Source organism: Frankia sp. AgB1.9 (genome assembly GCF_016786355.1).
Classification (GTDB): Bacteria; Actinomycetota; Actinomycetes; order Frankiales; family Frankiaceae; genus Pseudofrankia.
Map to the genome: position 1 here is coordinate 1 of NZ_JADWYX010000046.1, position 17,664 is coordinate 17,664.

Below are 17,664 nucleotides of genomic sequence, written 5' to 3' on the forward strand. Positions count from 1 at the left end.
CCCCGGGGGGGGGGGGGGCGCGCCATCGCCCCCGCGCGGCCCCCCCGCTCACGTATGCCGTCCCCGAATGTGGGCGCGGTCCGGCACCGCCGGTCCTGCGTCTCTGAGGCGGCCGAGCGTTTCCCTTGGCCGCGGGTGCTGTGCCCTACGCTGGTGTCTCGATGGCGGGCGCGGCGAAGAAGGCCATGAGACGGTCGCGGATGGCCTCGGCCAGGCGTTCGGGGGGCCGTGCGCCGCAGTCGATACGCAGCACATCGAAGCCGGCCTGGAGCAGTCGGTCGGTGGCCTGGCGGTAGAAGTGGGCCTCGGCGTGGCTGGAGCCGGGGGCGAGCTGGAAGCGGTTGTGCGCGCCTCGCTCGACTACGCGGCGGGCGATGACTTCGGGATCGGCGACGAGCAGCTGGGCCAGATGCCGCACCAATGTGGACTTCCCGGCACCGCTCGGACCGTCGATGGTGATGAACAGTCCGCGCTGGTGGTCAGAAAAGGGTCGCAGGCGGGTCATCGGCGCCTCCAGGGTCAAGGTCTCGGAGTTCGTCCAGAGACATGGGGCGGCCGTCCGGGCTGGTGGCCAACAGCGCGAACAACCGGGCCGTCACCAGGGCGTCATAGGTGGCGCGGTGAGGCCGGAGGTCCAGGCCCTGTGCCAAGCCGAATTCCTCCACCAACGAGCCGAGGCGGTAACTGAGGCGCTCGGGCCGCAGCCGCCGGGCGAGCTTCAGCGTGTCGAAGACTTCCCGCGGTTCCCAACCCGTGAGACTGCGCCGCAGAACGCTCAGATCGACGTGCGCGTTGTGAGCGACGAACACCGCACTTTCCAAGGCGGTCCGGATCTCCTTCTCCGCGTCGGCCACGACGGGGGCGGAGATTACGGTCTCATTGGTGATGCCGTGGATGCGCCGAGCGAATGCGGTGATCGGGCGTTCGGGCCGCAGAAGCCACGTCGTAGGCTCGCCGATGATGCCGGCCGCGATGGGTACGACCGACAGTTCCACCAGGTCCGGCGGTTGCTGGCCGTTGCCCTCGACGTCGACGACGGCGTAGTCGAGGCTGGTCCAGTCGGTCACGAGGCGGTGGGTTCCTTCCATCCGATGTCGGCGCGGCCGTGGCGATGGGTGCGGTGCGGGTGGTGGGTGTCGTGGATCTGGAAGCCGAGGGCGTGTTGCAGGAAGTAGCGGGGCTGCTCGTGCGGGAGGCCGGCGACCACCGCGGCGCGGTCGTCGATGCTCAGGATCTGTAGGTCCGCCGCGTCCGGGACCGTGTCGGCCAACGCCATCAGCTGCGCGGCGGTCGGTATCTGGTGGGCGCTGTGACACCGGCGTATCTGTGCCACCGGGCAGATGTCGCACAGCTCGCGGACGCCATGGTGGCCGTTGTAGTCGGGCAACCCGTGGACATACGACACGGCACACGAGGTCTTGCGAAACAGCTGACTGCGGCCGCCGAGGGTGTCGAGGACTCGCCGTTCGAGCATCTCGGGCAGCACCTTGCGTCGCGCGGTGGCCGGGTACGGTTCGGGCAGGCCTCTGTCCTGGTAGTAGGCAGCGATCTCGTGTCGGTAGAAGAGGCCTGTGAAGACCGTGGCATCGGCGTGCTGGGACAGGTCGGCGCCACGGGCGAGGTGCTCGTCGGTGTCGTTGAGGCCGGGCACCAGGGGACGCCAGTAGAAGATCGTGCGGTAGCGGCGAGGCTGGACACCTGTTGCCAACTGCAGCGAGGCGGCGGCTACCTCGGACGGGTAGGGCTCGATGCGCCGGTCCTCGATCCCCGAGTAGGTGAACAGCAGCGTCACTTTGAGGTGGCGCAGGTGGTCCAGCCGCTCGCAGTCCTCAGGCCGCAGCTGGTAGCGCGTGATCACGAGGACGTGGTTGGTCAGTCCTCGAGCGTCGAGGTCCTCCAGCACGGCGAAGGTGTGTGGCTTCACGGCCGGGAGGAAGGGCTCGGTGGCGCGGTTGAAAAGCTGGATGGGCGTGGTTCCGGCCCGGAAGTAGCGGTGCCGCACGAGCGTCTCGACGGCCTCGGCGTCGGACATCAGCGCCCGCGGCTCGCGCTGGTCCCACAGCCCGTAGGTGTGGCGGATGCAGTAGGCGCAGTCCAGTGGACATCCTTGGATGTGGTTCAGCGACAGCCCGCTCTTGCGGTACTCGACAACCTCGCGCGCTCGCGCGGGCAGACGTTCGATCTGCCCTTGGCCGAGCAACGGGACGGAACGGTGCACTCGTCGGCCCTCCAACCCTCCCCAAACGGGGCGGCGTGACGTCATTGCGTCGGAGGGTAAACAGGCGTCGATGCGCAACACCAGAAAGTTTCTTGAGATTGCTGGAAATATTGGATGCCGGATCGGTCAGCGAAACTACGAGCCATCCTCGGGGGCGTCCGACGCAAGATCCTCTGCCACCTGGTTGATGATCGTCCGGGCCGAGCGGCCGTAGCTGGCGACGGCAGCGAGCTCGTCAAAGGCGCCCGCATATAGCTCAAGCTCCTGCGGCTGCCGCAGATCGAGGGCCGCACTGAAGGTCTCGATCAGGACCCGCTCGGTGTCGTAGATCCAGAAGCCGTGCCAGGGCGACGTGTCGTACTGCGTGGCAAAGCCGATGATCCCCAGCCGGACGTTGGGGAGCTGGGAGAACGAGATCAAGCGGTCAAGCTGCCCGAGCATGACGTCCGGCGGGCACAGCCGAAACCGGAGCGCTGCTTCGGTCAACACGAAGTGGAACCGCTTGTCGGGGCGGTACAAGATTTCTTGCCGCCGGACCCGGCTAGCCACCGCTTCGTTGATGTCGTTCGGCAACTTCAGGCGGCGGATGGCCTCGGCGAACCGCGCCCGCGCATACTCGGCGGTCTGGAGCAGGCCTGGGATCACAGTGGCCTCGAACGCCCGGAAGAGCCGGGTCCGCTCGTCCCACTCGATCAGCTCTTGCTGCCGTGGCTTCAGGCCCATCCGCAGGATGCGCTGCCACTCGGCGTGCTGGACTTCGAGCGTGTGCAGGGTGGCGAGCAGGGCTTCGGTCTCCGCCTCGCCGCCGGTGGCTCCGGTCCAGCCCCTGATGTCGTCATCCGTGGGAGTCTGCCGACCGTTCTCCAGCTTGGACACCTTCGACGGTGGCCACGACAACGACTCCGCGAGCTGCCGACCGCTCAGGGCGGCTGACGTGCGAAGCTCGCGGAGTCGCTTGCCGAGCGCGTTGCGCGCCTCGTGGACGTTAGACGCGCCTGAGGTGCTGTTCGGTGGCAAAATCGTCCCGTCTTACAGCGTGGTGCCAGGCGGCATCACGCCAGTAGTTGTGCCGTACGACCTCGGTCGGGTCCTCGACGACCTCACCGCCGAGGAAGCTGTCGGCATCGAAGACCATCCGAACCAGCTTGGACGAGTCGAACAGCCAGTAGTCGTGGTCCGGCAGGCCGCCGGCTTCGGCCAGGTCGCGCGTCAGGTAGCGGATGTCCTCGCCCGCCCCGTTGGTGAACTGCGCACACCACACCCCGAACCGGCTGTAGTCCGTAAGGGGCAGGCTCACCACCCGGACGCGGGCGAACCGGCGGCCCGCGGCCGTCGCATCCCGGAGCATGTCCAGCCAGCTCTGCATCCACGGAAGGTCGTCCGGCTCGCCTGCGAGGAACCTGCGCAGCGACTCAGTCTCGTAGCTCGCCTGGTAGGTGTCGCGTGCCTCCAGGCGGTACGCGGTGTGCTCGAAGGAGTGGAAGAGGCGCCGGAACTCGGGGCCGGCTGGGATGAGCTGGCTCAGTGCTCCTCCTTCTGCTCCAGGTAGCGGCGGGCGTAGAACTTCAGGACGTCTTCCGGGATCTCGATCAGGGTCTCGTGGTCGGGCACGGCGCCGATGTCCGCGAGTGCCTGCGGGTCGGTCACCTTCCATCCTTGGGCGATGTAGGTCACGCGGTCCGTGCGGTCGGTGGCGAACAGGGTGGGTGAGTTGTCGATCTGAGACTCAGGGTCCTTGCCGAGGAACCGGACACGCACGGGTGTCTCCATTGCTAGAAATATCGCGAACCGTTCGCCATCCATGGTGACGAACCGGTTGGGAGACGTCAACTGAGGATGGTCAGAGGACGATCCAGGACGCCCCGCGCGGCAGGGACCTGGAGACCGCCCGGCCGTCGGCGACGACCCGCGTGCCGCGGCAGTAGACGTCGCGCACCGTGCCGGCGCACGTCCAGCCCTCGTAGAGGGAGTAGTCGACCTCGCTCCCCGCCGTGATGGTCGTGCCGCCGGCGATCCGGGTCCTCACCGGCGTGCTGCCCGCGTGGCCGCCGCGAGCGCGGCCGCCCCGAGGTCGCGGTCCACCTCCAGCTCGGCCGCGACGTCCAGCGCGAGGTGTTCCTTCCAGGGCGCGGCGATCACCTGGACCGACAGCGGTAGCCCTTCCGCCGACACGCCCACCGGGACCGACACGACAGGCACGCCGAGCAGGCTCACCGCCCGGCAGTGGGCCATCAGGTCGGGGCCCTCGACGCGGACGCCGTCGACGTCGAGCCCGTCGTCCGGGTCGCAGGCCGGTCCCGGCGCGACCGGCAGGATGACGACGTCAACCAGGTCGAACACGGCGAGGGCGGCGGACCGCGCCTCGTCCGCCGCCCGTTCCGCCCGGGCGAGGCGGTCGGGATCCGGCCCGGGCGGTGGGATGAGCTTCGCGAGGACGTCGGCCGGCACCCGGTCGAGGTGCGAGAGGGCGGCGAAGTGGTCCGGGTTCGGCGTGAGCGCCCGGACCTCGCGGTAGCGGTCGAAGCACTCGGCGAACACGTCCGGCAGCGCCACGACCGCCGCGCACAGCGAGGCGAGCCCGCCGGCGACGTGGGCCATCAGGTCGGCGACCTCGCGGCGCACCGGCGCGATCGAGGCGCCCGTGCTCCAGCCGATGATGAGCCGGTCGATACCGGCCGGCGCGGGCACGGGCAGGTCCCGGACGCGGGGATCGATCCCGTCCGGCCGGGCGATCACGGACAGGAGCAGGCGCAGGTCCTCGACCCGCCGGGCCATCGGGCCGATGACCTGCAGGCGGCCCTGCAGGCCGGTCAGATCCGGCAGCGGGGGGCGGCGGTCGCCGAGCTCGCCGCCGGCGCCCGGTACCTGGCCGGTGCCGGGGACGCGGCCGACGGTGGCCCGCAGGCCGACGATGCCCGTGCACTGCGCCGGCCACCGGATGGATCCCCCGAAGTCGCCGCCCAGGCCGGCCGCGCTCAGGCCCGCGGCGATGGCCGCCGCCTCGCCGCCGCTCGACCCGCCGGGGGAGTGGGCGGTGGACAGCGGGTTGGCCGTCGCGCCGAACCGGGCGTTGTCGGTCACCGTGCCGAACGCGAGCTCGGGCAGGTTGGTCTTGCCGACGATCAGCGCCCCGGCGGCCCGCAGGCTCGCCACCGCCGAGGCGTCGGCGGCCGCGGCCCGGTCGTCCCAGCCGAAGCCGCCGGCGGTCGTCGGCGCGCCGGCCACGCAGATGATGTCCTTGACCGTCACCGGCACCCCGGCGAGCGGGAGGCGCCCGCGCTCGCCGGGGTCCAGCCCGTCGAGGCGCTTGGCCGCCGCGTGGGCCGGCTCCCACAGCGGCGTGACGATGGCGTTCAGGTCACTGGCCGCCGCGCGCGCGGCGTGGGTCTCCAGCACCTCGACCGCGCTGCGCCGGCCGGACCGGACGTCCGCGGCGATCTGGGCCGCGGACTCGGGCGGGCCGTCGGCTGGAGTTGACACGGAGCGCCTCCTCGAAGCTCTGGTATCCCCAAAGTAGAGAGACGCGCATGTCTGCCGAGTAAAATCTCCACTGTGAGCCCATCGGGTATACCGGATGATGAGATCGGCGGCGGGAGTGGCGACGCGTCGCCTCCCGCGACCGAGTCCCTGCGGCTGCTGGACGGTCTGCGGGAAGGGATCATCCGCGGCGACTACCCGCCGGGCACGCGGCTGCGCGAGCGCGACCTCGCCGTCGAGTTCCAGACCTCTCGGATGCCGGTGCGCGAGGCCCTGCCCCAGCTGGAGAGCGAGGGCTTCGTCATCACGCATCCCCGCCGGGGCACGGTCGTGACGCGGCTGACCCTGCGGGACGCCGTCGAGCTGTTCGAGGTCCGGCTGGGCATCGAGGTCCTCGCGACCCGCCAGGCGGCGAACCGGGTCGCCGCCGGAGCGTCGACCGACGGGCTGCGGGCGGCGATGGCGCGTTCGGAGGAGGCGACCGTCGGGGGCGACCCGCGGGAGGTGGCGCTGCGCAGCGTCGCCCTGCACGCCGAGATCATCGCGCTCGCCGGCAACTCGCTGCTCAGCTCGATGATGCGCACCGTCGCGATGCGCGACCGCTGGATCTCCCAGATCGCCAAGGATGCGAAACCGAGCATCGCCTGCGAGGAGCACCATCGCCTGTGCGACGCCATCTACGCCGGGGACGGTGACCTCGCCTCGTCGCTGGCCTACGCCCACATCGCGCGGGCCCGGGGCGAGCAGCTGGCCGTGCTACGGACCGTCCTGCCGTCCTGACGCCACCCCCGGACAAGCCCGGCCCGCAGGAGTGACGCGCCTACCTTCCGATCTGGAGCTGATCCTCCCTTTACCCTGCTAGGGTCAAATGGAGGATCTTCCTCCATTTGTGGCGCTGCTCACGACGGTCGCGCGCTTGACGAAGGGATGGCCGCATGTCACAGGACGTCGTCGCCGGCGACCGGCGGACTCGGTCCGCCTCGGCGAGCGCCGCCACTGGCCGGCGGGGAAATCCCTGGTGGGCGCTGGTGAGCGTCGCCCTGGGCGTCATCATGGTCGGCCTGGACGGGACGGTCGTGTCGATCGCGAACCCGCGGATCGCCCAGGACCTCGGCGCCTCGCTGACCGACCTGCAGTGGATCACCAACTCCTACCTGCTGGCCCTGGCGGCGCTACTGATCTTCGGTGGCAAGCTCGGCGACCGATACGGCCGCAAGAGGATCTTCCTGATCGGCGTCGTCGGGTTCGGTCTCACGTCGCTGGCGATCGGCCTGGTCGGCAACATCATCGGGATCATCGTGCTTCGGGCGCTCCAGGGAGCGTTCGGCGCACTGCTGATGCCGAACACCCTCGCCATCCTGCGCGGCGCCTTCGAGCCCAAGGAGCTGAACCGGGCGATCGGGATCTGGACCGGCGCGTCGTCGGTCTCGATCGCCGGCGGCCCGATCCTCGGCGGCCTCCTGGTCGAGCACGTGAGCTGGGAGTCGGTCTTCTACATCAACGTGCCGATGGGCGCGATCGCGCTGGCCGTGGGCCTGGCGGTGCTCAACGAGTCCCGCAGCGAGAGCGCGCGCCAGCGCCACGACGTTCCCGGCATCGTCACGCTGTCCGGCGGCCTGTTCGTCGTCATCTTCGGGCTGATCAAGGCGTCCAGCTGGGGCTGGACGGACGCGAAGACGCTCGGCTTCATCCTCGTCGGGCTGGCGGTGCTGGCGGTGTTCACCGTGATCGAGATGAGAGTGCCCGCTCCGCTGCTGCCGATGCGGCTGTTCGCGAGCCGGTCGATCTCGGTGGGCAGCGCCGTTCTCATCATCAACTTCTTCGCGCTGTTCGGCGTGCTGTTCTTCGTCACGCTGTTCCTGCAGAACGTCCAGGGCGCCTCGCCGGTCGCGACCGGCGTCCACATCCTGCCGCTGACGCTGGCAATGATGATCATGTCGCCGATCGCCGGGCGAGTCACCGAGCGCTTCGGGCCGCGCCCGCCGATGGCGGTCGGTCTCACCCTGTCCGGGGTCGGGCTGCTCCTGCTCACCAGGCTCCAGGTCGGCTCCGGCTTCGGCGCGCTGTGGCCGTCGCTGCTCATGCTCGGCATCGGGATGGGCCTGGTCATCACGGCGAGCGCGGAGGCCATCATCAGCAACGCGCCGGTCGACGACGCCGGGGTCGCCGGCGGCCTGCAGACCACGGCGCTGCAGCTGGGCGGGGTCGTCGGCACGGCGGTGCTGGGCTCGATCCTCAGCAGCCGGGTCGGATCGGTCCTGGTCGACCGGCTGACCGGCGCCGGAGCACCGGGCGAGGTCGCGAACCGCCTGACCGGCTCGACCGAGCTCGTCAGCCAGGGAGTCGCGCCGACGGTGACGGGCGCGTCGGACTCGGTGCAGGCCGCCGTGGACGCCGGCAGCCACGCGGCCTTCATGACCGGCCTGCACACCTCACTCGTCGTCGCCGGCGTCGCGACCCTCGTCGCCGCGGCGCTGAGCCTGCTGGTCCGCCGAGGAGCCAACACCGAAGGCGCCCCGGTCGTCGTGCACTGACGCAGCGAGCGACCGAGGGAGCCCGGGCCTCAGGAACGCGATTGCTGGGGGCGTTCGAGGGCCGAGGTGATCCAGCGCTGGCAGGTGTCGCGGACGCGGCCCATCTCGGTCAGGCCGGCGTCGGTCAGCAGGGTGGCGGCGACGCCCCGGACCAGGCCCTGCAGCAGCACCGCCACGGTCTGGGCGTCGAGGTCGGGCCGGATCGAACCGTCGCGCTGGCCTGTCTCGATCAGGCCGGCCCAGCCTTCGAGGCTGCGCCGGTCCGCGTCGATCATCCCCTCGACCGAGGCCTCGGTGGGGAAGGTCGCGCCCCACATGACGATCAGCGCCCGGTCGTCGGAGTGCGGGTGCTCGAAGCGCTCCAGGAACCCGTCGACCGTCGCGCGCACGAGGTCCAGGCCGTGCGCGTCCTCGACGTTGGGCATCCGCTCCCGCAGGGCGGCCCAGGCGGAGTCGTCGATCTGGTTCTGCGCGCGCCGGGCCAGTCGGGCGACGAGCGCGTCCTTCGAGCCGAAGTGATGGGTCGCCAGCCCACGGCTGGTCCCGGCGCGCTCGCCGATGCTGGCCAGCGAGGCGCGCTCGACGCCGCGCTCGGCCACGAGGTCGGCGGCGGCGTCGAGGAGGGCCTCCTCGGAGTCGTTGCGCCGTTCGACCTGGGTCCGGCGTCGAGGAGTGGCTGCGGTCACGACTTTTAGCCTACTTACTTGATAGACGACCAACAAGTTAGGTACCGTCCGGGCCATGGCCACGTACGACATCGTCATCATGGGCGGGACCGTCATCGACGGCCTCCGTACCCCTCGCTACAAGGCCGACGTCGGGATCAAGGACGGCGTGATCGCCCAGATCGGCGTGATCGACGCGAGCGAGGGCGCCGAGGTGGTCGACGCGACGGGCAAGATCGTCGCGCCTGGCATCGTCGACATCCACACCCACTACGACAGCCAGCTGTTCTGGGACCCCTGGTGCACCATGTCGGCCTGGCACGGCGTCACGACGGTCGTCCTGGGCAACTGCGGCTTCGGCTTCGCCCCGTGCCGGCCGGAGGACCAGGACCGCACGATGCTCAGCCTGTCCCGCAACGAGGCTGTGCCGATCAAGACGATGCGGGCCGGGATGCCGTGGGACTGGGTGAGCTATCCCGAGTTCCTCGACAGCGTCGAGCGGACGCCCAAGGGCGTGAACGTCATGTCGCTCGTCCCGCTCGCGCCGCTTTACACCTACGTCGTCGGCATCGACAAGGCCAAGAAGGACCGGGCCTCCGACGAGGAGCTCGCGCGGATGTGCGAGCTGCTCGTGGAGGGCATGGAGGCCGGCGGCTGCGGCTGGAGCTCGCAGATCTCGGGCGACCTGAACAACGTCCAGCTCGACTACGACGGCTCGCCGATGGTCACCGACATGATGACCGAACGCGAGGTCACCGCGTTCGCGCGGGCGCTGAGGAAGCTCGGGCGGGGGAGCACACAGATCACCGGGCAGCTGGAGACCGCGGCGCTGATCGCCCGGGAGAGCGGCCGCCCGATCATCTGGAACGCGCTGGCGCCCACCGGCTCGGTCAACCAGCACGGCGAGTCCCAGTTCCCGCATCTGGAGACCATCCGGCGGCTGGAGGAGCTGAACGCCGAGGATGGCCTGCGCGTCTTCGCCTCAGCCCAGATCGTCCGGTTCCAGTCGGAGATCGTGCTGGAGAACTACAACCTCATGGACATCTTCCCGGCCTGGAAGGACGCGGGCCTCGGCACGCTAGAGGAGAAGATCGCCAAGTTCTCCGACCCAGAGCGCCGGCCGGCGCTGAAGGCGGCGGTCGACGAGCTGGAAGGCGGTTTCGGCGCCGCCCGCTACCCGATGGCCGAGATCACGGTCAACTGGATCACCAGCGACGCGCACGACGCCCTGGCTCTCAAGGAGCGCTACGAGGGCTTCACCCTCGGCGAGATCGCCGAACGCGAGAACAAGCACCTGGTCGACGTCCTGCTCGACATCGCCGTCGCCGGCGACCTCAACGTCGGCTTCGGCACCACCATGATCGACATGGACACCCAGGCGGTGCGGGAGGTGGCCTCCTGCTCGGTCGCGCTCCCCGGGATCAGCGACGGCGGCGCCCACACCAAGTTCGTGACCACCGCCCGGTTCGGGACGGAGCTGCTCGCCCACTGGGTCCGCGACCACGAGGTCATGTCGCTGGAGGAGGCGCACTGGCGCCTGTCCGCCTACCCGGCGATGGCGATGGGCCTGCGGGACCGCGGCTCGCTCGCGGAGGGGAAGCCCGCCGACGTCATCGTCTACGACCTCGACCGTCTCGAGGCGCTGCCCCAGGAGCGCCTGTTCGACTACCCGGCGGACGAGTGGCGGCTCGTGCAGAAGGCCGTCGGCTACGACCGGATCATCGTCAACGGCAGGACCACCTTCGTCGACGGCGTCTGCACGGACGCGACCCCCGGCAAGCTGCTGCGCCACGGCAGGGCATAGCGCCCAGTGAGGATCACCTGATGACCGAGACCGGTGCGACCGCCCCGAAGCTGTTCGACGCGGACAACCACTACTGGGAGACGAGCGACGCCTTCACCCGCCACCGCGACCCGAAGTTCGCCGACCGCGGCGTGCAGGTCAAGGAGGTGGACGGGGTGCTGCGCTATCTGGTCGACGGCCAGCAGACCGAATGGCTCCCCGGCCCCGCCGACGTGCACCCGCGCCCGCTGCCCGGCGCGTTCCTGGACTACTTCAAGGGCGGGACCAGCCGCGACGTGTTCCTCTCGGGCTTCACCGAGCAGGCGGCGGACCATCCGGACTGGTACGAGCGCGAGGCCCGCCTCAAGGTGATGGACTCCCAGGGCCTCGACGCGACCTGGCTGTTCCCCTCGCAGGGCGTGGTGATCGAGCCGCTGCTGCACACCGACATCGAGGCCGCGATCGAGTGCTACCGGGCCTTCAACCGGTGGCTCGACGAACAGTGGGGCTTCGCCTACCAGGACCGGATCTTCGGCGTCCCCTTCATCACCATGTGCGACCCGGACGAGACCGTCCGGGAGCTCCGCTGGTGCCTCGACCAGGGCGCCCGCGTCGTGAACATCCGCCACGGGGCCGCGGTGACCCGGTCCGGCAACCGGTCGCCCGCCGACCCGATGTTCGACGGTTTCTGGGGCCTGGCGGCCGAGGCCGGGGTCGTCGTAGCCACGCACGACGGCCAGGACGAGACGTACACGCCGGTGACGAACCTGATGGCCTCGGTGTGGGGGGAGGCCCACATGACGGGCATCGCGCCCGGCGACACCGCGCACCTCGGCCAGTCCTCGACCTTCTCGGGCCTCATGAAGCACCGGACGGTCCACGACTTCGCTTACGTCCTCGTCGCCCACCGGCTCTTCGAGCGGTTCCCCGCGCTGAAGGTCGCCTACATCGAGAACGGCTGCGCCTGGGTGCCGTCGCTGCTGCTCTCCCTAGACTACCTGGGGCACGGCGAGGCGTTCAAGACGAGCCCCCGCGACCAGTTCATCGAGCACTGCTGGGTGGCGCCCTTCGTCGAGGAGGACGTGCGCGACCTGTCCCGCTACCTCCCCGTCGAGCGGATCCTCTTCGGCTCCGACTGGCCGCACGGGGAGGGGTTTCCCACCCCGAAGCACTTCCTGGCCAACGTCGCCGGCTTCACCCCGGCCGAGCAGCAGCGCATCCTTTACGACAACGCGCGGGAGCTCACCTTCCCGCGCTGAGGGCCGGTCGCCGGCCTGCCCCGCCACGCGGCCGCGCCCATCAGCCGGGGCCGCGTGGCCGGGCAGCGCGCCTCAGTGGGCGTCGGCCACCGGCGGTCGCGCGAGCAGCGCCGCCAGCGGCACCGCGGTGTCGCCGCGCGTCTGGCGCAGCCGGGAGCCGAGGCCGTGGGTGAGCTCGGCCGACGTGCCCAGCAGCGCGTCGAGGGCGAGCACGCGGCTGTGGAAGTGGTGGTGGCTGTGCTCGCTGGTGAAGCCGATGCCACCGAGCACCTGCAGGGCCCGCTCGCAGACGAGCCGCCCGTTGCGCCCGGCGAGCGCCTTGACGATCTCGTCGTGGTGCGGGGGAGCGGCCTCGTCGAGGCTGATCGCCTGCGCGGTGACGCTCGCCAGCGCGGCGGCGTCCGTGGCGGCGGCCGCCAGCAGGTGGCGGACGGCCTGGAACGTCCCGATGGGCCGGCCGAACTGCTCGCGGGTGCCGGCGTAGGCGGCCGCGTCGGCCAGCGCCGTCTCCGCCGCGCCGAGGATCTCGCAGGCGAGCGCCACCCGGCCTAGGAACAGGCTCCTGGCCCGGGCGGTCGCGGCCGTGCTCTCGTCCAGCGTGACCACGACCGTGGCCTCGTCGGGGTCGAGCTCGTGGACGGCGAGCCGGCCGGCGATGGCGACGGGCCGCAGGGTGACGTCGGCGGCCGCGAGGACGACGGCGCCGCCGCCTGGCCGGTCGACGAGCAGGTGCTTGCCCGTCACGTCGCCGAGGACGACGTGGCGCGGGCCGTTACGCCCCGAGCGACGGGTGACGGTGGCGATCACCGTGCCGGCGGCCAGGCCGGTCGCGGGGCGTAGCGGCTCCGCGAGCAGCGCGCCGAGCGCGGTCGAGCTGGCCAGCTCCCGGCCCTGGGCGCGGAAGAGAGTGAAGACGGCCGCGCGGGTCTCGGGGTCCGCCAGGTCGGTGAGCAGGTCCCACCAGCCGAGCGTGTCCAGCGGGTCCTCCCGGCGCCCTGCCGCCGGGTCGTCCTCCCCCGGGGCGCGCAGCGCGAGGCACGCCGCCGCCAGGAAGGCGTCCTCGTCGGTGCGCGCGGGGCCGGTCGTGGTGCTCGTCATGGGAGCCGCAGGATCTGCTTGGCGATCGTGTCGAGCTGCATCTGCTGGGAGCCCCCGTAGACGGTGACGATCCGCGAGAACAGGTAGTCCTGGCGGGCCACCGCGACCTCGTCGTCCTGCATGCCGATGGCCAGGTCGGGGTCGGCCGCGAGCATCCAGTCGCCGACCGAACGCTCGCTGGCGCACAGCAGGAGCTTCACGAACGCGGCGCGCGGGCCGAGCGTCCTGCCTGCGGCGTGCGCGAGCAGCCCGTCGAAGCTGGTGGCCCGCACGGCCGCCAGGTCGAGGACGGCCGCGCCGAGCGCGCCGTCGAACGCCGCCGCGCCGGGCCCGACCTGGTCCAGGTGCTCCTGGAGCCGCCGCTGGAAGAAGCAGTGCTTGAACCAGGCCAGCGTCCCGCGCTCGCTGCTGAGGATGTGCATCGCCACGGCCCAGCCGCCGCCCGGCGTGCCGACGATCCGGCCGGCCGGGACGTGCACGTCGTCGAAGGTGACCTCGGCCAGCTCGTCGGTGCCGTTCGCCTGCTCGATCACCCGGACCTCGACCCCGGGGGAGCGCAGGTCGACTGCGAACGCGGTCAGCCCGCGGTGGCGCTCGGCCGGCGTCCCGGTCCGGGCCAGCACCAGGCACCAGGTGGCGTAACGGGCCCAGCTCGTCCAGATCTTGCGGCCCGTGATCAGGTAGCCGCCCTCGGCGGGGACCGCCCGGGTCCGCAGGCTCGCCAGGTCGGAGCCGGCCTCGGGCTCGGAGAAGCCCTGCGACCAGGTCTCGTCGCCGCGCAGGAACCGGGGCAGCACCTCGGCGACGAACGCGGGCTCGCCCAGCGCCGCGAGCGTCGGCGCCAGGATCTCCAGGTGCTCGAACAGCGCCATCGTCGGCAGGCCGGCCCGCGCGAGCACGTCCCACAGCGCGGCCCGGTGCTGGATGCCGCCGCCGAGGCCGCCCAGCTCGACCGGCCACCCGTAGCGGGACCAGCCCTCGTCGAAGAGCACCCGCATGAGCGCGGACGTCGCGGCGACCCGGTCGGCGTACTCGGCGATCGGCCGGGCCGCGACGCGCAGCTCCGCCGGGCCGGCGGCCGCCCATTCCTCGAAGGCGGCCGCGAACCCGAGCGGATCGGCACGCGGATCACCGGCACCGGGCGCGGCCGGGCGTGGATCGCCGTCAGGCGACACGTCATCGCCCTGACCCGGGGTGAAGTGCAACATTGACGTCAATATAGACATTGGGTTCTGATCACGCAATCCGGACGGCGGCTGGCCGGGCGCGAAACGCCTGGCCGGCCGCCGTCGCGGCGCGCGCGGGCGGCCCGGGGCCGGCGGCCCGCCCGGCCCGCCGCCGCCGCCCACCCCCCGCGGGCCGCGCCGGCGCGGCGCCGGCAGCGCGACGGCCTCCCGGCCGGTGCGCGGGTTCTCGATACAGCCGAGCCAGCGGTTCAGGCCCATCCGCCCGACGCACTCCTGGTTGCACGACAGGCAGGTGCGGATCTCGGTGGCGTGCCCGGCGCGGGCCTTCGCGACGAAGTCGGCGTCGGCGATCTGGCCGCGCACGATGCCGATCAGGTCGGCCTGGCCGGCGGCGAGCGCCCGGTCGGCCTGCAGCGGGTCCTTGAACCGGCCGACGCCGACCACCGGCAGGTTCACCGCGGCCCGGATCGCGCTCGGGATGAACATCGCGTAGCCCGGCGGCACCTGCATGCTCGCCTCGATCATGTACAGCGTGGCGGTGGCGACGCCGATCGAGGTGTTGATGTAGTCGACCTTGCCGGACGCCTCGACCATCGTCGCGATCGCCACCGCGTCCTCGATGGTGGTACCGCCCTCGATCAGCTCATCGCCGCAGATCCGGACCCCGAGGGCCAGCTCGGGCCCGATCGCGGCGCGCACCGCGTCGACGATCTCCAGCAGCAGCCTGGCCCGGTTGGCCAGCGAGCCGCCGTACTCGTCGGTCCGCCGGTTGGTCGCGGGGGAGAGGAACCCGCGCACGATCGACGAGTGCGAGCACTGCAGCTCGATCCCGTCGAACCCGCCGGCCGCGCAGTGCTCGGCGACCTGCCCGTAGCCCGCGACGACCTCGCGGATCTCGTGCGGCTCCAGTGCCTTGGGGACCTCGCGGAACAGCGGGTCGGGCACCGGGCTCGGCGCCCAGACCGGCTGGCGGGAGAACATCGACGACGCCTGGCCGCCGTTGTGGTTGATCTGGGCGAGGATCGGCGTGCCGTGTGCGTGGACCGCCTCGGTGATCCGCCGGTAGCCGGGGATCACGGCCGGGTTGAAGCCGTGGATGAGCTTCTCGTACGGCCAGTCGGTCGGGTGGGTCGAGTGCTCCTCGGTGATGATCAGCCCGGCGCCGCCGGCCGCGCGGGCCGCGTAGTAGGCGGCGTGCTGCTCGGTCGGCAGCCCGTCGGCGGCGTAGTTCGTCAGGTGGGCCGAGAAGACCACCCGGTTGCGGACCGTCAGGGGCCCGATCCGCAGCGGGCTGAACAGATACTGGTACCGCGAGGTCGCGCTCATCGGGTCCCTCCCGTGCCGGCGGCGACCAGCGGGCTGACGCGAGCCGGGGCGCGGCGGGCGAGTTCGAGTGCTCGGCGCCGGCCTTCCAGCACCGCTTCCAGCGCGGTGCGCGGGGCGACGCAGTCGCCGGCCCGCGGGGTGCCGGGGCGGGCCAGGTAGAGCGCCTCGTCGGGCAGCCGGTGGCCGCAGTCGACGAGCGCCGCGCACGGGATCTCGCGGCGGGCACCGGTCCAGACGTCCTCAAGCACCACGTGGCCGTCGCCGATCTCGCGGACCAGTGCGCGCAGCTCGCGGCGCACGCCGGCCTGCGCGAGCCGGGTGTTCGCCGGGGCGAGGTCGCCGGTCAGCGACAGCAGCGTGCCGGCGACCTGGTCTGGCGCCACGAGGGCGACCTCGCGGCCGGCCGCGGCCAGCCATTCGGCGATCCCGACCGCCACCGGGCCGCCGACCGGGTCGTGCAGGACGACCGGCCCGGCGACCAGCAGGTCGGGACCGGCGGCGAGCAGGCTCAGCGCGTCGACGACCTGGGGCGCGAAGGCGTCCGCCGTCGCCGGGTACTCCCGGCCCGCGGCCACCGAGCCGGTGGCGAGGATGACGGCCTGGCCGGCGGCCTCGGCAGCGTCCAGTTCTGCCGCGGTCACCGTCCGGCCCAGCTCGACCGTCACGCCCAGGCGCGCGCACTCGGCCTCCTGCCAGTCGACGAGGCGCGCCAGCCGCTCCCGGCCCGGCCCGACAGCCGACGTGCGCAGCGTCCCACCCAGTTGCTCGCCCGCCTCGGCCAGCGTGACCGTGTGGCCTCGGCTGGCGAGCACCCGGGCCGCCTCCAGTCCCGCGGGGCCGCCGCCGACAACCAGGACCGCGCGCGGCCGGGGATCGCTGCCCTCTACCGGGGCGTCCTCTGTCTCGTGGCCGCTGCGCGGCTCGCCGACGCAGGACACGATCGGGTTGCGGTTGTCGCGGACCCGGCAGGCCTGGTTGCACAGCAGGCAGGGCCGGACCCGCTCGGCCGCGCCGGCCCGGACCTTCGTGACCAGCTCCGGATCGGCGATCTGCGCCCGGGTCATCTCCACCAGGTCGGCGACGCCGTCGGCCAGCGCGGCCTCGGCGTCACCGGCGTCGACGACGCTGCCCTGCAGCGCGACCGCGACCCGGCCGGCCGCCGTCGCCCGGATCGCCGCGCACAGGTCACGGTTGAACGTCGGGGCGGTGTGCGCCGTCGGCCGGTAGGCGGCTGTCGAGTACGGGCCGCCGCGGACCACGACCAGCAGGTCGAGCAGGCCGAGGCCGGCCAGCGCGTCGACCTGCTCGGCCGCCTGCTCGGGCGTCACCCCAGCCCAGGGCGCCAGCTCGTCGCAGCTCAGCCGCAGCGCCAGCACCTTTTCCGGGCCGATCGCGGCCCGGACGGCCGTCAGCACCTCGCGGGTGAGCCGCAGCCGGTCGGCGTAGCCGTCGCCGCGGTGGTTGGTCAGCCCGGAGTGGAACTGGCGCAGCAGCGCGAGCGGGCCGGCGTCGATCTCCACCCCGGCCAGGCCGGCCTCGACCGCGAGCGACGCTCCGGCGGCGAAGCCGGCCACGATGGCGTCGATCCCGTCCTGCTCCAGCTCGGCGGGCAGCTCCCGGCTCGCCGCGTCCGCGACGGGCGACGGCGCCCACAGCACTGCCTGCGAGTACGCGCTCGACCCCTGCCCGCCCGCGTGGCCGAGCCCGGCGAGCACGACGGTGCCATAGGGCCGGACCGCGGCGGCCAGCGCCGCCCAGCCGGGCCCGCAGTCGGCCGCGAGCGGCGCCCGCTCGTAGGGCCAGTCGTCGGCGGTGACGGACGCCGTCTCGGTGACGATCACCCCGGCGCCGCCGGCGGCCCGGCGGGCGTAGTAGGCGACGTGCCGGTCGGAGATGTCGCGGCGGCGGGCCAGGTTCGTCTCGTGCGGGCCGAACAGGACCCGTGACGGCGCGACGTGGCCGCGAAGGGTCAGCGGCGTGGCGAGCGCCGGGCCGGCGGGCTCGGGGGAGCCCGTCGACACGGCGGGATCACCGTCGATCGCGGTCATACGTTGGCCATACCGTGTGTCCGTCCGCCTCGCAATGGGGTTGGCCGCTCGCCGGCGGGCGGGGCGGCC

General features: G+C 72.2%; 16 protein-coding genes. 4 read left to right on the forward strand and 12 right to left on the reverse strand.

Translation table 11 applies throughout. The features are described 5' to 3' along the window. Positions 1 to 145: 145 nt before the first annotated feature. From I6A60_RS19565 to I6A60_RS19600, 8 genes are all read right to left on the reverse strand, one after another. Complete coding sequence (locus tag I6A60_RS19565; protein ID WP_203020763.1) at positions 146 to 505, reverse strand: ATP-binding protein; 360 nt, start codon at positions 503 to 505, stop codon at positions 146 to 148. Then, the gene (locus I6A60_RS19570; protein WP_203020729.1) at positions 480 to 1,067 is read right to left on the reverse strand and encodes a 3'-5' exonuclease; all 588 of its coding nucleotides are present in this window, start codon (positions 1,065 to 1,067) and stop codon (positions 480 to 482) included. Before I6A60_RS19570 ends, I6A60_RS19565 begins: the two co-directional genes overlap by 26 nt. Further along, complete coding sequence (locus I6A60_RS19575; RefSeq protein WP_307873757.1) at positions 1,064 to 2,218, reverse strand: radical SAM protein; 1,155 nt, start codon at positions 2,216 to 2,218, stop codon at positions 1,064 to 1,066. Before I6A60_RS19575 ends, I6A60_RS19570 begins: the two co-directional genes overlap by 4 nt. A 135-nt stretch (positions 2,219 to 2,353) precedes the next feature. Beyond that, complete coding sequence (locus I6A60_RS19580) at positions 2,354 to 3,235, reverse strand: helix-turn-helix transcriptional regulator (protein WP_203020731.1); 882 nt, start codon at positions 3,233 to 3,235, stop codon at positions 2,354 to 2,356. Beyond that, a complete protein-coding gene (locus I6A60_RS19585; protein ID WP_374210253.1) occupies positions 3,204 to 3,743 on the reverse strand; it encodes a DUF6879 family protein in 540 nt (179 codons plus the stop codon). Before I6A60_RS19585 ends, I6A60_RS19580 begins: the two co-directional genes overlap by 32 nt. Continuing rightward, the gene (locus I6A60_RS19590; protein WP_238435797.1) at positions 3,740 to 3,988 is read right to left on the reverse strand and encodes a hypothetical protein; all 249 of its coding nucleotides are present in this window, start codon (positions 3,986 to 3,988) and stop codon (positions 3,740 to 3,742) included. The genes I6A60_RS19585 and I6A60_RS19590 overlap by 4 nt, the downstream gene beginning before the upstream one ends. 70 nt (positions 3,989 to 4,058) lie before the next feature. Further along, the gene (locus tag I6A60_RS19595; RefSeq protein WP_203020735.1) at positions 4,059 to 4,244 is read right to left on the reverse strand and encodes a hypothetical protein; all 186 of its coding nucleotides are present in this window, start codon (positions 4,242 to 4,244) and stop codon (positions 4,059 to 4,061) included. Further along, positions 4,241 to 5,698, reverse strand: coding sequence for an amidase (locus I6A60_RS19600; protein ID WP_203020737.1), 1,458 nt, complete (start codon positions 5,696 to 5,698; stop codon positions 4,241 to 4,243). Before I6A60_RS19600 ends, I6A60_RS19595 begins: the two co-directional genes overlap by 4 nt. Positions 5,699 to 5,770: 72 nt before the next feature. Between I6A60_RS19600 and I6A60_RS19605 the strand changes: the two genes are divergently transcribed. Both I6A60_RS19605 and I6A60_RS19610 read left to right on the forward strand, forming a co-directional pair. Next, positions 5,771 to 6,475, forward strand: a complete 705-nt coding sequence (locus tag I6A60_RS19605) for a GntR family transcriptional regulator (protein WP_203020739.1) — start codon at positions 5,771 to 5,773, stop codon at positions 6,473 to 6,475. A gap of 155 nt (positions 6,476 to 6,630) precedes the next feature. After that, positions 6,631 to 8,229: an MFS transporter gene (locus I6A60_RS19610; RefSeq protein ID WP_203020741.1), complete on the forward strand. Its 1,599-nt coding sequence runs from the start codon at positions 6,631 to 6,633 to the stop codon at positions 8,227 to 8,229. A gap of 29 nt (positions 8,230 to 8,258) precedes the next feature. On the opposite strand, the gene I6A60_RS19615 is transcribed toward I6A60_RS19610, so the two are convergent. After that, positions 8,259 to 8,915 (reverse strand): TetR/AcrR family transcriptional regulator, encoded by a 657-nt coding sequence (locus tag I6A60_RS19615; RefSeq protein ID WP_203020743.1) that lies wholly within the window; start codon positions 8,913 to 8,915, stop codon positions 8,259 to 8,261. A 55-nt stretch (positions 8,916 to 8,970) separates the two neighbouring features. Between I6A60_RS19615 and I6A60_RS19620 the strand changes: the two genes are divergently transcribed. Beyond that, positions 8,971 to 10,698, forward strand: coding sequence for an amidohydrolase family protein (locus tag I6A60_RS19620; RefSeq protein ID WP_203020745.1), 1,728 nt, complete (start codon positions 8,971 to 8,973; stop codon positions 10,696 to 10,698). A gap of 20 nt (positions 10,699 to 10,718) precedes the next feature. Further along, on the forward strand, positions 10,719 to 11,936 hold the full coding sequence (locus tag I6A60_RS19625) for an amidohydrolase family protein (RefSeq protein WP_203020747.1): 1,218 nt from the start codon (positions 10,719 to 10,721) through the stop codon (positions 11,934 to 11,936). 72 nt (positions 11,937 to 12,008) lie between these two features. Here the strand turns inward: I6A60_RS19625 and I6A60_RS19630 are convergent, their stop codons facing one another. The 3 genes from I6A60_RS19630 to I6A60_RS19645 are packed head-to-tail and all read right to left on the reverse strand — an operon-like array spanning position 12,009 to position 17,595. Beyond that, a complete protein-coding gene (locus tag I6A60_RS19630) occupies positions 12,009 to 13,034 on the reverse strand; it encodes an acyl-CoA dehydrogenase family protein (RefSeq protein ID WP_203020749.1) in 1,026 nt (341 codons plus the stop codon). Next, on the reverse strand, positions 13,031 to 15,547 hold the full coding sequence (locus tag I6A60_RS41815; RefSeq protein WP_238435799.1) for an acyl-CoA dehydrogenase family protein: 2,517 nt from the start codon (positions 15,545 to 15,547) through the stop codon (positions 13,031 to 13,033). The genes I6A60_RS19630 and I6A60_RS41815 overlap by 4 nt, the downstream gene beginning before the upstream one ends. Then, on the reverse strand, positions 15,544 to 17,595 hold the full coding sequence (locus I6A60_RS19645) for a mycofactocin system FadH/OYE family oxidoreductase 1 (RefSeq protein ID WP_203022752.1): 2,052 nt from the start codon (positions 17,593 to 17,595) through the stop codon (positions 15,544 to 15,546). Before I6A60_RS19645 ends, I6A60_RS41815 begins: the two co-directional genes overlap by 4 nt. Positions 17,596 to 17,664: the final 69 nt, after the last annotated feature.

Excerpts from the sequence above, each read along its gene's own strand:
- I6A60_RS19645 (WP_203022752.1), bottom strand. The coding sequence starts at position 17,595 with ATGACCGCGATCGACGGTGATCCCGCCGTGTCGACGGGCTCCCCCGAG.
- I6A60_RS41815 (WP_238435799.1), bottom strand. The coding sequence starts at position 15,547 with ATGAGCGCGACCTCGCGGTACCAGTATCTGTTCAGCCCGCTGCGGATC.
- I6A60_RS19630 (WP_203020749.1), bottom strand. The coding sequence starts at position 13,034 with ATGACGAGCACCACGACCGGCCCCGCGCGCACCGACGAGGACGCCTTC.
- I6A60_RS19565 (WP_203020763.1), bottom strand. The coding sequence starts at position 505 with ATGACCCGCCTGCGACCCTTTTCTGACCACCAGCGCGGACTGTTCATC.
- I6A60_RS19590 (WP_238435797.1), bottom strand. The coding sequence starts at position 3,988 with ATGGAGACACCCGTGCGTGTCCGGTTCCTCGGCAAGGACCCTGAGTCT.
- I6A60_RS19625 (WP_203020747.1), top strand. The coding sequence starts at position 10,719 with ATGACCGAGACCGGTGCGACCGCCCCGAAGCTGTTCGACGCGGACAAC.
- I6A60_RS19620 (WP_203020745.1), top strand. The coding sequence starts at position 8,971 with ATGGCCACGTACGACATCGTCATCATGGGCGGGACCGTCATCGACGGC.
- I6A60_RS19610 (WP_203020741.1), top strand. The coding sequence starts at position 6,631 with ATGTCACAGGACGTCGTCGCCGGCGACCGGCGGACTCGGTCCGCCTCG.